Here is a 15,079-nt window from a genome sequence, read left to right as displayed (position 1 = left end):
ATCACTATTCTTCAAAAATGGAAATTCTAATTTCATCGATGGTAAAAGATAGTTTAACTTATACTTTCCTAGAAATGGCAAATGATGATTATTTTTATACCTTTCATTCATCATCGTTAACATTTGGTTCCAAACGAATCTATCATTACCAAACATTTGGACTAACTTATCTTTTTGAACTTGATTGGGATAGAGTCTTAATTTAATTCCAGCTAACATTTTTTCACCTCCTCGTAGCAAAAATTATAGCAAATTCAAAAATATACTAAATAAAATAGAAATTTACCGAAAAAGCTGGTTTCATCTCGGCAATTAATTACCAAGTTTTCACCAGCTCGTAATATTATAAACTTGTCCTTATCGTTAAATGCTACAGCTTGGTTTATACTTACCATTGTACAGCAAATAAATAATATATTTTTTATTAAAAGGAACTAACTATGCAATTTCAAACACCTTTAGCTGAAAAAATGCGACCAAAAAATTTAAATCAGATGGTTGGTCAAAAAGAACTTTTGGGTACTAATCAACCATTACGCCAAATAATTACTAAACACCTTCATGTTTCATTACTTCTGTGGGGACCACCCGGTACAGGCAAATCTAGTCTTGCTAGAATTATTGCTCAAGAAAATAACTTTCCCCTAGCTACTTTTAACGCATCTATTGACAATAAGGCAAAACTTACTCAATTTATTAATACTTATCCATACCAGACCTTTGTCCTTTTGATTGATGAAATTCATCGTATGACTAAAACACTCCAAGATTTTTTACTACCTTATCTTGAAAATGGTCATATTCTTTTAGTTGGTGCTACCACTGAAAATCCTATTATGTCCATAGTTCCAGCCGTACGTTCCCGTTGTCAAATTTTTGAATTTAAGCCTTTAACTGCTAAAGATATAGCAGAAGTACTTAAGCGTGTAATGATTGAGCAATTTCATCTGCCTGAAGATAAGATTAATGAAGAAGCTTTAACTTTACTTGCAGAAACAGCCGATGGCGATTTACGCGTAGGACTCAATATTTTAGAAACACTTCATGCTATCTCTCCTGATAACCTATCTATTGCAGATGTAAAAAGATTCGCTAAACAACAGCATTTTTCTTATGATAAAAATGCAACCAAGCATTACGATTATCTGGCTGCATATTCTGATTCAATGGCAGGTTCAGATACTGATGCGGCATTATATTATTTAGCTGTTTTATTAAAAAATGGTGATTTGCCATCAGTAGTACGGCGTTTACGCGAAATTCCTTATACTTATATTGGATTAGCTAATCCACAGCAAGTTACTCAAATAGTTACGGCTGCTAATCAAGCTGAAAAAATTGGGATGCCAAAGGCAAAATATCCCTTGATGTTTGCCACCATGCTCATGTGTATTTCGCCCAAATCTGGATCCTTTGATGAAATTTGGGAACGATTAGATGAAGATACAAATCATCCTACTCAACATCCGATGCCTAGCGGATTGCGTGATATGCATTACAAGCACTCTGAAGAAATTACTGGTGGTGGTTTAATCAAAAATCCCTTTACCGCGCCTCACCAAATTGCTAGTCAGAATTATATGCCTAAAGGTCTAGAGGGTAAGCGTTATTACTATCCTAAAGATAATAATAATGAAAGAAAATTAGGCGAACAATATCTTAAATTACATCGCTATATTTATGGAGAAGACTATCAATCTTAATCAGTGTTTACTATTTTTAATACGTTTATACATTTTAAATACATAAAATGCTCCACCAGCAATAACACCTACTCCAATAATATTCCAAAAAATGAGTCCAATTCGAGAACCTAAACTTGTCGAAATAGATGTAGATGATTTTTCTTTTTTAGACGCTGGTTGTTTTTTGGTCGTTTTTTTCTTTTTAGACTTTTTAGTACTTTTGGATTTCTCAGTACTTTTCTTTTTGGTGTTACTGCTTTTTTCCTCAGCTTGGCTTGAAGTAGATGGCTCAACTTGACTATCATCATTGTTTTGAGTAGTTATGCTAGATTCATCAGTATCAGAGTTAGTGTGTGTAGATGGGGTATTATTTTGATTAGATTGAGTGCTGTTACTCTGTTTATATTGTTGTGAACTACTCTGCTGAGTAGTTGTGCTATTACTTGAGCTTTGTGCTTCATTATTAGAACTATGAGTACTAGTTGAGCTACTTTGGCTGCTACCTTGCTGTTGAGATGTACTAGAGGAATGAGTACTAGAATTATTGGCTTCAGAAGACGATGTTGTAGTACTGGATTGTGAATCGTCATCTGTTTCTTCATGAATAATTATTGTCTGCGTATCGTCGTCATCAGCTGATACAATATGGGTAGTCGTCATTAATGAAAATATGGTAAATGCACTTATTAGTGCTGTCGTTTTAACGATTTTTAATTTCACTTTTTTCCTCACTTTGTATAACTATATCGGGAATGAATCCCTGCATTTTAATTCAGCTCGTAATATTATAAAGTTAAATTCAAAAATTTAGTAGTCTAACTTTGAACTTATGATATAAATAATATACTTTAAAGCAAAAATTATCCTTTAAGTAAGACTATGGGGACTTATTAAATAAATTAAGCACTTTACTATACGTAAAGTGCTTAATTTATTGTTTTTAGGAAGGGCTGATAGTATTTTTAATAATAATTTTCCCAGAATTATGTCCTTGCTCTACTTGTGTCAAAGCCTGATCATATTCATCTAAAGTATAAACTTTACCAATAGCTGGATGTATTTGTTTCTGCTCTAAAATCTTAGCTGCTAAAGCAAGTTGAATCCCACTTGATCTTACAAAAATAAAGCGATAATTTTTTCCTTCTTTTGCAGCTAAATGGTCAATTTTTAAACCATCTAGAGTAAATAAAATTTTCTGAAATTCACTAACACCCATTCTTTCTGCAAATTCTTTATTAACAGGAGGATTGAGAGAAACTACTGTTCCTCCTGGTTTTAAAATGGCTAAAGATTTTTTGATTTCTTTTCCACCAATAGTATCGATTACAAAATCAATATCATGTAAAATTTCTGTGTAGTCAGTGGTGTGGTAATCAATGAATTTACTAATACCTAAGTTTTCAACTTTAGGCCGATTACGCTCACTACCACTAGTAATAACTTTATATCCCAAAGCAGTAGCAATTGGAATAGCCATTGCTCCAAAACTTCCGGTTCCTCCAGAAATAAATAAACTATCGCCTGGTTTACCGTTGAACAAGTTTAAAGCTTGGAGAGTAGTTAATGCAGTTAATGGAATTGCAGCAGCCTCTTCATCTGTCAAATATTCAGGTACTTTAGCTACTGAGCTATATTTAAGAACTGCACTTTCGGCAAAAGCACCAATTCGATCAATCGGCATTCTAGCAAATACTCTATCCCCTATCTTAAACCCGTGAGGAACTTGTTTACCAATTTCAGTAATAGTTCCAACAAGCTCATTACCCATAGTCAAAGGTAATTTATATGGTAATAAAAGCTTAATGTCACCATGGCTAATTTTATAATCAACTGGATTAACGCCAGCTGTTCGAACTTGCACCCTAATATCTTCAGGACCCAATTTTCCTTCATCTATCTCAGCTAAACGATATTTAGGATGAGTTTTACTATACTTTATTAGTTGAACTGCTTTCATTGAATTCATCTCCATAGTTAATTGGATTGTTTTCACCTATTGTAGCGTTTTTTTATATAAAAAGCATCCCTACTCCCAGGAATGCTTTTAGCTTACAAATTAAGTTGTTTCTTTTTAATTGAGTTCCAAATAATCAACATTGCTGAAGCAATAAAAATCGACCACATAGTTGCCGGTGGAAAAATCGTCAAAGATAAAATAATACCAATGAATTTAATGCCCAAATCAATTGCTACTAGACTACGCGACATATCGAATAATCCTTGGAATTGATGTTTATTACCTGCTTTATTTAATGAATGAGAAATCCCAATGTTACTGAGCGACACTAGGATAATGATAATGCCGTAAAATACCTGCGCAGTTGAATTATTGAAATCACTGGATACGATACTTGTTGAATATGGGAAAAATGATGAAAAGAATAGCATGATCAATGTCCATGCAACTGTTCCATCACTAATCTTATTGATTTCATGAAAAGCGCGGTGATTATCAGCCCACATTAAACCTAACCAAAAGAATGAAATTGCATAAGCAAAGAAATTCATCCTTAAATCCCATAAATTAGCCCAAGTCATAGTTTTAGGCTTCTCTAATTCTAAAACTAAAATAGTCATAATGATTGCCAACACTGCATCCGTGAATGCTGTTAATCTCTCTTTATTCATTCTTATCCCTTCTTTCAAAAATTATTTTATCGATTTTTAGATTTTTTTCAAATGAAAAAGAGCACTTCCATTAAGTCGGGAAGTGCTCAGATAGATTAATTAAGTTTGAGTAAGTAAAAAATATTTTAAGTTGTGTATAAATTCATTTACTAGAGGATAAAAGTATGTATGAAAAATGAAAAGCAAAAAATCTAATTTTAGTAAACAGGTCTGCTAGAGCCTTGAGTTGCGGGGTCGGCAAAGCCGATGCTTTCTTTGCTGTACTTAGAAGGATCTTCAATGATACTTGCAACCACTTCAGCACAGCTCTTTCTTGAAACTGAAACACCGACATATTCTTCACCCTTGTGAGTGATAGTGTAGTTAGTATCATTGCGGTCGTTGAGCCATGCTAAACGAAGTACGGTATAATCTAAGACACTTTCTTCAATGTACTTATCAGAAAGAACTACTGAGTCAGTTGGCTTAACTTCGCCACCAAAGCAGACATCGCGGTTGTATGAGCCAAATGGTTCAGGAACTTCATCGTAGATACCGAGGATATTTGAAGAAATCAAACGCTTAACGCCTTCTTCATCCATAATTTTAATAACCTCTTGAGTGAGCTTAGCACCTGCACCGTGGTCAACAAAGGCAACGTAAACAATATCTTGGCCTTTGATGGCTTTGCGCAAGTCTTCAGGATCATTAGCATCCCCATCAATGAGGGTAACTCTTGGATTATCTGCTAAATTAGCAAGACGGGATGCATTTCTCAAGAAGAGTGTTAATTCAATATCATTATTTTTACTTAAAATCTTTTCTTCTACTAGGCGAGCAATTTGTCCATTTGCTCCAATAATTGCAACTTTAGTCATTAAGATATCCTTCTTTCTAAAAAATTAACGTAAAGTCTTTAAGCTTGAACCAAAGATACTTTCAATAGCATTAGGATCACGATGACTGAAGAATTGGCTTTCATCTAAATCAAGTGAACTCAGTTTCTTCATATCCTCATCACTCAACTTAAAGTCAAAGACATCGAAATTTTCTGCCATACGAGCCTTGTGAACAGACTTTGGAATTACAACAATACCACTTTGAAGTAACCACCGTAAAATTACTTGGCCATTCTTCTTGCCATACTTTTTACCAATTTGAGCAATTATTTCATTAGTAAAAATATCACGCTTACCTTCAGCAAATGGTGCCCAAGCTTCAACAGTAACACCTTCTTTTTGAAACCAGTTAACTTCACAATAACGTTGATACCATGGCGAAACTTCTATTTGGTTAACTGCAGGTTTAACATCGCTCATCAATTCTAAGTTTTTCAACTGATCTGGATAAAAGTTAGAAACACCGATTGATTTAATCTTGCCAGCTTTTTGTGCTTCTTCCAAAGCTCTCCATGCCCCATAAGTGTCACCATATGGTTGGTGAAGTAAGTAAAGGTCCATGTAATCCATGCCGAGTTTTTGCAAAGATTCATCAATACCCTTCTTAGCCTTTTCATAAGTGAAATGATCTACCCAAAGCTTAGAAGTTACAAAAAATTCACTTCTGTTGATACCACTGTGGTTGATTGCCTTACCAACTGCTTCTTCGTTTTGGTAAGCTGCAGCTGTATCGAATAAGCGATAACCAACATCGATTGCATCTTTAACTGCAGTTTCTGCTTGTTTTAAATCTGGCACTTGGAAAACACCAAATCCAAGTTGTGGCATCTTATTGCCATCATTCAAAGTAATGTAGTCCATTGGAAATTCCTCCATTTTTAATAATTTGTATTTCTTTATCTCTTAACGATTATTAGTATATCTTGAGCGTAAATAAAAGAAAATTGCTGTTTATTTATGCTAATATACATTATGCGCATACTAAAGGAGGAATAAAATGATAAATTTAGAACTATTAGAAGAACTTGTGGCTTTTGATAAATATGGGACTTTAAGTGCAACAGCTGAGCATTTGATGATCACGCAACCTAGTGTGACTCGAGGAATGAAAAAATTGGAGCAAGAATTAGGTGTTGCACTTTTTGATCGTAAGATTAATCGAATTTTACTTAATGAAACTGGTAAGTTAGCTGCTGCTGAAGCTAAGAAGTTATTAAATGCAGAAAGTAATTTTATTGAAAAAATTGTCAACTTTGATCAGATGCAAAAGTATATCAATATCGGTTCAGTAGCGCCTGGTCCTTTACTTTGGTCTGAAACTCATCAAGATCAATTTAGGCAAAATTTAGAATTTAATGGTCAATTAATATCTGAAAATGAAGTTGTATCTGATTTAAAAAACTTCAAAGAGCGTCTTATTTTTACAGCTCAAGATTTAAATAGTGAAGATATTGAATCAATGTTTATCGGAACGGAGAATTTATATGTTAGAATCGATAAATTTCACCCGTTAGCTGCTAATAAAAGTGTGACTTTCAAAGATTTGGCCGGACTCAGCTTTATCGTAGTTACTGATATTGGCCCTTGGAGAAAAGTAATTGAAGATAATATTCCTGATGCTAAGTTTTTATATCAAGAAGACTTAAATGCTTTAGATGAGCTAACACATTATTCTAACTTTCCTACTTTTAGATCAAATGTAACTCTCGATAGCAATATTCATGAACGTGATGACGATGATCGAATTTCGATTCCAATTGTCGATGATGCAAATCAAATCGAAATCTACGGTAGTTACTTGAAAGATCAAAGAAAGATTATCCAACCATTCTTAAAAGATGTGGCTCAAAAGTGGCCAAGAAATTCTATCATTAAATAAAATACAAAAAACGTCTAACTACATGTAGTAATTTTAACTACCAAGTTAGACGTTTTATTTTTAGATTTAGTTTTTTATTGCTTTAACTTTTTTGACCCACTTATCGACCTTTTTATTAGTATTAGATTTATTAACTTTATTACCGTCAATAATTAAGTCTGAGGCATAAGTGTTATTCTTTCCGCCTTTTTCGCGAATCAAATTCTTCATGACATCAATTGAATCACCAGCACCATAGCCGCCTTGTGTTTCAAAAGGTGCAATAATCTTATTCTTGAATTGACCACCATATTGCTTGAAAAAGCCTTGCATTGGCTGACTTAAAGTCATTGCCCAGGTCTGATAACCAACATAAATAGTCTTGTATTGCTTTAAATTAGGCAAATCCTTAATTACCTTAGGTGGACGACCAGTCGCTCTTTCTTTGTTGGCACGAGCTAAAGTTTTTTTATAATTTGCTGGGTATGGATTGCGCAATCTTATTTCAAAGATATCTGCATTAGTCTTTTTTGCAATTTTACTTGCTAAAAGTTCAGTAGAACCAGAACGAGACCAATAGATAATGATACTTTTAGCTTTTTTAGTTAAGCGTCTAGTCGCTCCATGTGACTTGTTAGTATCCTTGCCATCACTTGGAGTGCCATAACCACCACCCCATTTAGCATCATTTCTCATCAATTGGTTAGCACGAATACTCTTACCAGCAATTGTTCCAACAACTGGACCTAATTGAGAATTATTCTTTTTAATTATTTTTACTTTTTTAGAAGCAATAACCTCAGTATTAGAACTGTCCGCATTATTGGCATTACTGCAAGCTGCCAAGGTTAAACTGCTAGCAAGCAACAATGCAATTCCTAACTTTTTAAATTTCATCTTTGTCACCTACTTGAAACTTTTCGTTTTTTCAATCCAATAATTAATAGCTGCGTCTTCTTCATCAACTACATTACCGTCAATAACTAATACTGGTGTAAAACGATTATTTCCGCCACCTGCGCCAGCAATTAATTGCTTCATAACTGATACAGAATCGCCAGCCCCATAAGAACCTTCGGTTTCAAATGGAAAAATCAATTTATTTCTAAATTCTGCACCGTATCTTTGTAAAAAACTTTGCATTGGTTGACTCATCGTCATTGCCCAAGTTTGATAACCGAGGTAAATACAGTCATATTGTTCTAAACTAGGTAAATCTTCAACGATTGCTGGTGGATTACATGAAAGTCGTTCATCATTTGCACGACTTAAAGTCTTGAGATAGTTAGCAGGATAAGGTTCTACTAATTCAATTTGATAGATATCAGCATTTGGTAATTTATCATTAATTTTGCTAGCTAATAACTCAGTTGATCCTGATCTTGACCAATAAATAATTAAAGTTTTTGCATCAGATGTTAGCTTTCTTACGGGGCCTTGCTTTAAATTAGTATCCTGACCATCGCTAGGTGTACCATAGCCTTCATCCCAATTACCATCTTTTCTCAATAATTGATTAGCACGAATATCCTTGCCGGCAATTTCACCAACAACTGGACCTAAGTCCATTCCCTTATTATTGCGTCTCATCTTAATCCCTCTTTTTACATTAATTATTAGTAGTAACGACGATTTTTATTAATTTTCGCAATTTCTGACATTTCTTCATCAGTTAATTCAAAATCAAAGATATTGTGATTATCATGAATATGATCTGGATTAGTAGAGCCAGGAATTACAATGAAGCCCATTTGAGTGTGCCAACGTAAAATAATTTGAGCATTAGTCTTGTTATATTTCTTAGCTAATTTTGTAAAAATAGGTTCATTCATCAAGCCACTATCACCAGAACCAAGTGGATACCAAGCCATTAAGCGAGTACCAACTGGCTTTAAAATTTCACGTGCTTCAGTTTGTGGAAAGTATGGATGAGCTTCAGCTTGCAAAACTTGTGGCTTAATTTCGGCAAAATCTAATACTTCCTTTAAAGTAGCAGAACTACTTTCAAAATTAGAAATACCAATTGCTCGAATTTTGCCCTCTTTGTAGGCTTTTTCTAAAGTCCGATAAGCTGTCTTCCAATCGCTCATTGGTTGGTGTAAGAAAAGCAAATCAATATAGTCAAGGCCTAATCTGTTTAATGCTTTATCAACTGCATTAGGATCATTGTATGAAGACATCCAAAGTTTGGTGGAAACAAATAAATCCTTGCGGTCAATGTTAGAATTTTTAATACCTTTGCCAACGCCACGTTCATTATTGTATGCTTCAGCTGTATCAATTAAATGGTAGCCATCCTTAAGAGCAGCTTCAACTGAATTTTGAGCCTGTCTAGATGACATTCTAAAAGTACCAATACCAATTTTAGGAATTTTCACACCGTTGTTTAATTTAAAATATTCTTCAGTCATTTGTAGTTTTTCTCCTTAACTTTCAAGTTTCTTTATTGTTTGCAAGTATTAGTATATGACCCTATTAATCTGTTTAAAATTGCTAATGATTCATGCTAATATACGTCATACGTATACTTAACTTCAAAAAAAGAGCGAGGCTTAAAACCTCGCTACATATTTATTTCTTAATTTTAGATCCCCCAAAGACTTCAGACATTGGAATTTTATCCAAAATAGCATCAATTTTAGCAATCTCTTCTGGACTCATCTTAATTTCGCCAGCATTTAAGTTATCTTGCATTCTATTCAAGTGACGACTTCCTGGAATTGGCACGATATATGGCTTTTTATTGATCATCCAGGCAAGAGAGATTTGTGCTGGAGTGGCATTGTGTTGTTTGGCTAAATCTTCAAGTAATTTGATCAATTTTTGATTTTGCTTTTGAGCTTCTTCGGTAAATTGTGGCATGTTACTGCGTAAGTCAGCTTTGCCAAATTTGGTTTTGGTCATTTTACCAGTTAATAGACCATTAGCAAGTGGTGAAAATGCGACTAAACCAACGTTAAGTTCTTCTAAGACTGGGAAAAGTGCTTCATAATCGCGATACATCATTGAATAACGATTTTGAACAGCAGTTACTTTGCAGACAGCATTTGCACGACGTAAGTAATCTTCATTAGCCTCGGATATCCCCCAATGAGTGATTTTGCCCTCATTGATCAATTCTTGCATAACCTTTGCAACAATTTCTGGTTCAACATTTGGATCAATGCGGTGTTGGTAATAAAGATCGATGTGATCTGTACCTAAGCGTTTAAGTGATCCTTCAACAGATTTACGAATGGTTTCGGGGCTTGAATCAACTTTTAAGCCATTACCTTCATGAGCCGCAATTCCAAACTTGGTGGCAATCACTACATCATCACGTACGTCCGCTAAAGCCTTACCAACCAATTCTTCATTATAATTAGTTGAACCATCTGGATTAGTTCCTTGATAAATTTCAGCAGTGTCAAAAAAGCGGTATCCCATATCATAAGCCGCACGAATATTCTTGATAGCTTCTTGTTCATCCATTGGTTCCCCATATCCATGAGAGAACCCCATGCATCCCAAGCCAACAGCTGATACCTTAAAGTCATTTCCAAGTGTTCTAGTTTCCACTAAATTCATCCTTTCAAAATAAGTAGTAAAATTATTATATTTTGAAAAGTGAAAAATTAGAATTGCTAGATTTTGATACTAGCATACGCTGAGTGTATACCATGAACTTAATCAAAAAACTACATCTTATGATGAATCATACTTTGATTACCACTAGCATAATGTCCCCAAGCACTAAAAACGGTTACTGTTCGATTTTCTCGATCAACGTTATAAACAATCCGATTACTTTGACTGATGCGCTTTGAATAAATATTTGGTTTAGGAGAACGTTTTTCTAAAATTTCAAAACTATGAGTTCTGATTAGAGGATCAGTCTTGAGTTCATCCATGATTTTACAATAAGTTTTATAGAGTCTAGCAGATTTTAAGTTTTTAATGTGTTTTTTTACTAAATGTCTTGTATGAACTGTGTACATAGTAGCCTCCTTTTATAACAGTTAAAATTAAAAATTACTGTCTCTATTCTAACTTGTTAATTTATAAATTTCAAGTTTGAAGGAGTGGTATTATTGTGTTAACTAAGAGTTAATTCCTGCTTAACTATTAGATTATTCCTAAAGTAAATAACTTAACCTAAAATGAAATTGTACTCAAATACGAAAGGTTTTTATTTTAGAAAGGAAAAATTATTATGACAAAAAAGATTGTTATTTTAACTGGTAGTCCTCATTATCCTGGAACTTCAGAAAGTTTAGCAGATAGTTTTGAAAAAGGTGCACGTGAAGCTGGGAATGAAATTTATCGCTTCGATGCTGGACGACATATTACTACGGCATCAACTACCTTTGAAAGCAGTGATTGATCGTTTTTACGCTTACAATCACGAATTACATGGTTCAAATAGTTACGCCGATCCAACTCACGGCAATCGTCAAGCTATTACCTTGGTTTCAGGTTACGATGCTGATGAAAGTAGTTACCGCTCATTGAAGGCTTACTTTGAACAGCTTTTAGCTTATATGAGATGGGATCGTATTGGAGATGTTTTAGCTGTAGATTCTTGGAATTCTAATAAACTAAAGCAACATCAAGATGAAGCCTATCGTTTAGATAAACAAATTCATTAATAATAAAAATATCCACAATCATTAAGATTGTGGATATTTTTTACTTATAATTTATTCAACTGTTCTAAGTATCGCAAATAAACTGAAACTTAGAATTATAATAACTATAATTTGTCTAGTCATTTTACAACTTTCTTATTTAAAAATTGCTACCATTACTGCGCCGATTAACAAAATAGCTAATCCAATTAATTGTAATCGACCGATACTTCTCTTTTGTGCGCCGAGCCGGCCAAATTGATCAATCATCAATCCTGCTGCCATAATACCCACCAGCTGCAATGAAGTAGTCAACCCAACACCAAGCTGAGTTACTAACCATGCACCAAGTACCACATTAATAGCACCTAATACACCACCTAAATAACCCCACCAAGGAGCACGTTGTATTTTAGGTAACTTTGTTGTTTGATTTTGTATCACAGAAATAATCAATAAGATGATTGTACCAGTCCAAAAGACAATGGCAGTTGCCTTTACTGGTGAACCCAATGCGCGTCCTAATTGGCCATTAGTTGTCGTTTGAATTGCAATTAATGCACCATTCAATACGGCCAAGATTTGCCAAATTAATTGACTTTCTTCTTTTTTAGTTTGAGTTTCAATTTTTTCAATTTTAGATTTAGGTTTTAAGACAATTGCACAAGCACCAATTAATAGCAAAATTAAGCCGATTATACGCCATAGAGTTAAATTGATAACTTTCATATTGAACCAACCAAATTGATCAATCAACGCGCTAGTAATCAACTGCCCAACTACAGGTAAAATCGCAGTCTGAGTACTACCCAAATGGCTAAACAAAATAATATTCAGCGTTAAGGCAGTCGCACCAGTAAAACCACCAATGTAATACCACCAAGTTGTATTAGCAAAATTTCCAAAATTAAGTTGGCCACCACTTAAAACTAAAACGAAAATAGTTAGAAAAATAGCACCAATTCCAAATGAAGTAAATGAAGAACGATAATTTGAGCCCAGTGCCCTGCTGAGACGTGAGTTAACAGCGGTCTGCATTGAGGTAAAAGCACCGGCTAAGATTACAAGAATTAAGCTCATGTGTCACCTCTTTTTAGTATGAATCAACTGACATTGATGCTGGCCAATTAAAGAATGAATGATTTCTATCTAAACTACGCAAAATTTGAAGTTCATTTTCATCAAGTTTAAAGTCAAAGACATCAATGTTACTCTTGATATGACTTAAATTAGTTGATTTAGGAATAACTACAATTTTTTCTTGAATTAAAAATCTAAGCAAAATTTGCGCTGTTGATTTACCATATTTGTCAGCAATTTCTTGTACTTTTTTCTCACGTAAAATATTGCTTGAACCTGCTCCTAATGGTGACCAAGCTTCATGAATAATATCATTTTCAGTTAAAAATTGATGTAATTTCTTTTGTTGGTCGTAAAGATGAGTTTCAACTTGGTCAATAGCTGGTTTAACTGTGCAGTTGTTCATAATTTCTTGAATTTGTACGTGATTAAAATTACTCAAACCAATTGCTCGCAATTTTCCTTCTTTATATGCATCTTCTAAAGCACGATAAGTTTCAATATCTTGTCCGTTAGGCCAGTGAATAATCATTAAATCAAAATAGTCTAATCCAGCCGCTTGCAAAGATTGATCAATACCACGCTTAGTTGAACGATAACCGGTTGTTTGCGTTTTTGAAGTTATAAAAATATCTTCACGTTTAATTCCACTGTTGTTTACTGCTAATCCAACTTCGTGTTCATTACCATAATTTTGTGCAGTATCAATTAATCGATAACCTTCATTTAAGGCTAGAGTAACATTTTCTTCAGTAATTGAAGGGGCCATTAAGTATGTACCAAAGCCTAAGGCTGGCATCATAATACCATTATTTAATTCAAAATATTCCATATTTTCCTCCATACATTATTTTTATCTGATTACAAATATTATTCTATGTTGGAAATTAAATTTATGGAATAACCAGTTAGTTAAGCAAGCATTAACTAATGGTTAATGCTAAAATTGATATGGGAGGCAAATTATGTATAACCATTTATTACACACTTTTATTCAAGTGGCTGATAGCGAAAGTTTTGCTAAAGCAGCGGTTAATTTATATATTTCGCCGGTCTCCGTGATGAAACAAATCAATACTTTAGAGGAAAATCTAGGGATAAAATTACTGGAAAGAACTAGTCATGGAGTGTTTTTGACAGCGGCAGGCGAATCGATTTATCGGGATGCAAAACGAATAATTGCCTATTCAGATGATGCAATCAGACGCGCTCAACATATCGCTGGAATCCAACAATATACAATTCGAATCGGTACATCAATTTTACGACCATGCCAGGACTTAATTAATTTGTGGAACAGCATTGACCATACTAATTTACCTTTTCATTTTGAATTGATACCATTCAATGATGACTCGGCGTCTTTAAACGGCATGTTGGATTCTCTAGGTCAGACCATTGACTGTTTCGTTGGTCCTTGTGATTTAAATCCATGGCATGATAAATATTCAATTGAAGTTTTAGGAAATTATCCCTGTGAATTAGCAGTATCACGCTCACATCGCCTAGCTCGTAAGAAGAAATTACGCCTTGAGGAATTGACTGGTGAGACAATTGGGTTATTAAGACCAGGATTAACTTCATATATTGATCAAATTCGAACTTTTATTCAAAAAAATTATCCTGAAATTCATGTTAAGGATTTAGGCTCTATTTATGATCTTGAAGTTTTCAATGACTGTGAGCAGCAAAAATACTTTATTGAATCATTGCCAGTCTGGCAAGATATCCATCCTAACCTAGTAACAATTCCTGTTGATTGGGACTTTACTATTCCATATGGTATTGTTTATGCAAAGCAGCCCTCTAAGGCAATGAAAAAATTTATTAATGAAATTGTTGAATTAAAACAATAAGATATCTAGGTAATTAAGTCTAATCTTGGCAATTCTCCCTCTTTGCTTTATAGAGTGACTTACCATCAAGTTTTAATTTCTGATTAAAAAATTTAAGCAAAAAAAACAGAGCTGGAAACTTATCCAACTCTATTTTTATAATATTACGAGCTGGTGAAAACTCGGTAATTCATTGCCGAGATGAAACCAGCTTTTTCGGTGATTTTCTATTTTAGTATATTTTTGAATTTGCTATAATTTTTGCTACGAGGAGGTGAAAAAATGTTAGCTGGAATTAAATTAAGACTCTATCCCAATCGAGTTCAAAAAGATAAGTTAGCCCAAATGTTTGGTAATGATAGATTCGTTTGGAACCAAATGTTAGCGATGATGAATGAAAGGTATAAAAATAATCACCATTTGCCATTTCTAGGAAAGTATAAGTTAAACTATCTTTTACCATCGATGAAATTAGAATTTCCATTTTTGAAGAATAGTGATTCCTCAA

19 protein-coding genes are annotated in these 15,079 nt (G+C 33.9%); 6 read left to right on the top strand and 13 right to left on the bottom strand.

Features of this window, described 5'->3' with window-relative positions; genetic code table 11:
• On the bottom strand, positions 1-219 hold a 219-nt coding region (locus HDR40_RS03090; RefSeq protein WP_290626404.1), incomplete at its 3' end, for a helix-turn-helix domain-containing protein.
• Positions 220-440: 221 nt separating this feature from the next.
• Between HDR40_RS03090 and HDR40_RS03085 the strand changes: the two genes are divergently transcribed.
• The gene (locus tag HDR40_RS03085; RefSeq protein WP_290626402.1) at positions 441-1,703 is read left to right on the top strand and encodes a replication-associated recombination protein A; all 1,263 of its coding nucleotides are present in this window, start codon (positions 441-443) and stop codon (positions 1,701-1,703) included.
• On the opposite strand, the gene HDR40_RS03080 is transcribed toward HDR40_RS03085, so the two are convergent.
• The 5 genes from HDR40_RS03080 to HDR40_RS03060 all read right to left on the bottom strand — a co-directional run bounded on the left by HDR40_RS03080 (position 1,704) and on the right by HDR40_RS03060 (position 6,052).
• A complete protein-coding gene (locus tag HDR40_RS03080; protein WP_290626400.1) occupies positions 1,704-2,405 on the bottom strand; it encodes a hypothetical protein in 702 nt (233 codons plus the stop codon).
• Positions 2,406-2,625: 220 nt separating this feature from the next.
• The gene (locus HDR40_RS03075) at positions 2,626-3,642 is read right to left on the bottom strand and encodes an NADP-dependent oxidoreductase (protein ID WP_290626398.1); all 1,017 of its coding nucleotides are present in this window, start codon (positions 3,640-3,642) and stop codon (positions 2,626-2,628) included.
• A 92-nt stretch (positions 3,643-3,734) separates the two neighbouring features.
• Positions 3,735-4,313, bottom strand: coding sequence for a TMEM175 family protein (locus HDR40_RS03070; protein WP_290626396.1), 579 nt, complete (start codon positions 4,311-4,313; stop codon positions 3,735-3,737).
• Positions 4,314-4,510: 197 nt separating this feature from the next.
• On the bottom strand, positions 4,511-5,170 hold the full coding sequence (locus tag HDR40_RS03065; protein WP_290626395.1) for an NAD(P)H-binding protein: 660 nt from the start codon (positions 5,168-5,170) through the stop codon (positions 4,511-4,513).
• Between the two features lie 24 nt (positions 5,171-5,194).
• Positions 5,195-6,052, bottom strand: a complete 858-nt coding sequence (locus tag HDR40_RS03060; protein ID WP_290626394.1) for an aldo/keto reductase — start codon at positions 6,050-6,052, stop codon at positions 5,195-5,197.
• A gap of 136 nt (positions 6,053-6,188) precedes the next feature.
• Here HDR40_RS03060 and HDR40_RS03055 point away from each other — a divergent pair, with 136 nt between their 5' ends.
• Positions 6,189-7,070: a LysR family transcriptional regulator gene (locus HDR40_RS03055; RefSeq protein ID WP_290626393.1), complete on the top strand. Its 882-nt coding sequence runs from the start codon at positions 6,189-6,191 to the stop codon at positions 7,068-7,070.
• Positions 7,071-7,136: 66 nt separating this feature from the next.
• Here HDR40_RS03055 and HDR40_RS03050 read toward each other — a convergent pair whose 3' ends face one another.
• From HDR40_RS03050 to HDR40_RS03030, 5 genes are all read right to left on the bottom strand, one after another.
• Positions 7,137-7,946 (bottom strand): flavodoxin, encoded by an 810-nt coding sequence (locus HDR40_RS03050; RefSeq protein WP_290626391.1) that lies wholly within the window; start codon positions 7,944-7,946, stop codon positions 7,137-7,139.
• A 9-nt stretch (positions 7,947-7,955) separates the two neighbouring features.
• A complete protein-coding gene (locus HDR40_RS03045; RefSeq protein WP_290626389.1) occupies positions 7,956-8,639 on the bottom strand; it encodes a flavodoxin in 684 nt (227 codons plus the stop codon).
• A 26-nt stretch (positions 8,640-8,665) separates the two neighbouring features.
• Positions 8,666-9,460, bottom strand: a complete 795-nt coding sequence (locus HDR40_RS03040) for an aldo/keto reductase (RefSeq protein ID WP_290626387.1) — start codon at positions 9,458-9,460, stop codon at positions 8,666-8,668.
• A 160-nt stretch (positions 9,461-9,620) separates the two neighbouring features.
• Positions 9,621-10,616, bottom strand: a complete 996-nt coding sequence (locus HDR40_RS03035) for an aldo/keto reductase (RefSeq protein ID WP_365936775.1) — start codon at positions 10,614-10,616, stop codon at positions 9,621-9,623.
• A gap of 110 nt (positions 10,617-10,726) precedes the next feature.
• Positions 10,727-11,026 (bottom strand): type II toxin-antitoxin system YoeB family toxin, encoded by a 300-nt coding sequence (locus tag HDR40_RS03030; RefSeq protein ID WP_290626383.1) that lies wholly within the window; start codon positions 11,024-11,026, stop codon positions 10,727-10,729.
• Positions 11,027-11,241: 215 nt separating this feature from the next.
• Between HDR40_RS03030 and HDR40_RS09910 the strand changes: the two genes are divergently transcribed.
• Positions 11,242-11,412, top strand: a complete 171-nt coding sequence (locus tag HDR40_RS09910; RefSeq protein ID WP_365936773.1) for a hypothetical protein — start codon at positions 11,242-11,244, stop codon at positions 11,410-11,412.
• On the top strand, positions 11,396-11,677 hold the full coding sequence (locus tag HDR40_RS09905) for a hypothetical protein (protein ID WP_365936771.1): 282 nt from the start codon (positions 11,396-11,398) through the stop codon (positions 11,675-11,677). Before HDR40_RS09910 ends, HDR40_RS09905 begins: the two co-directional genes overlap by 17 nt.
• A gap of 135 nt (positions 11,678-11,812) precedes the next feature.
• Here HDR40_RS09905 and HDR40_RS03020 read toward each other — a convergent pair whose 3' ends face one another.
• Positions 11,813-12,736, bottom strand: coding sequence for a DMT family transporter (locus HDR40_RS03020; protein WP_290626381.1), 924 nt, complete (start codon positions 12,734-12,736; stop codon positions 11,813-11,815).
• Positions 12,737-12,749: 13 nt separating this feature from the next.
• Entirely contained in the window at positions 12,750-13,568 is an 819-nt protein-coding gene (locus HDR40_RS03015) for an aldo/keto reductase (RefSeq protein ID WP_290626379.1), read from the bottom strand.
• Between the two features lie 133 nt (positions 13,569-13,701).
• Here HDR40_RS03015 and HDR40_RS03010 point away from each other — a divergent pair, with 133 nt between their 5' ends.
• Complete coding sequence (locus HDR40_RS03010) at positions 13,702-14,592, top strand: LysR family transcriptional regulator (protein WP_290626377.1); 891 nt, start codon at positions 13,702-13,704, stop codon at positions 14,590-14,592.
• Positions 14,593-14,853: 261 nt separating this feature from the next.
• Positions 14,854-15,079, top strand: a 226-nt coding sequence (locus HDR40_RS03005) for a helix-turn-helix domain-containing protein (protein WP_290626376.1), incomplete at its 3' end; no start/stop codon positions are given.

It is taken from the genome of Lactobacillus sp., assembly GCF_014803895.1.
The sequence above is the reverse complement of the archived record's forward strand: the minus strand, read 5'-3'. Positions and strand labels throughout refer to the sequence as shown.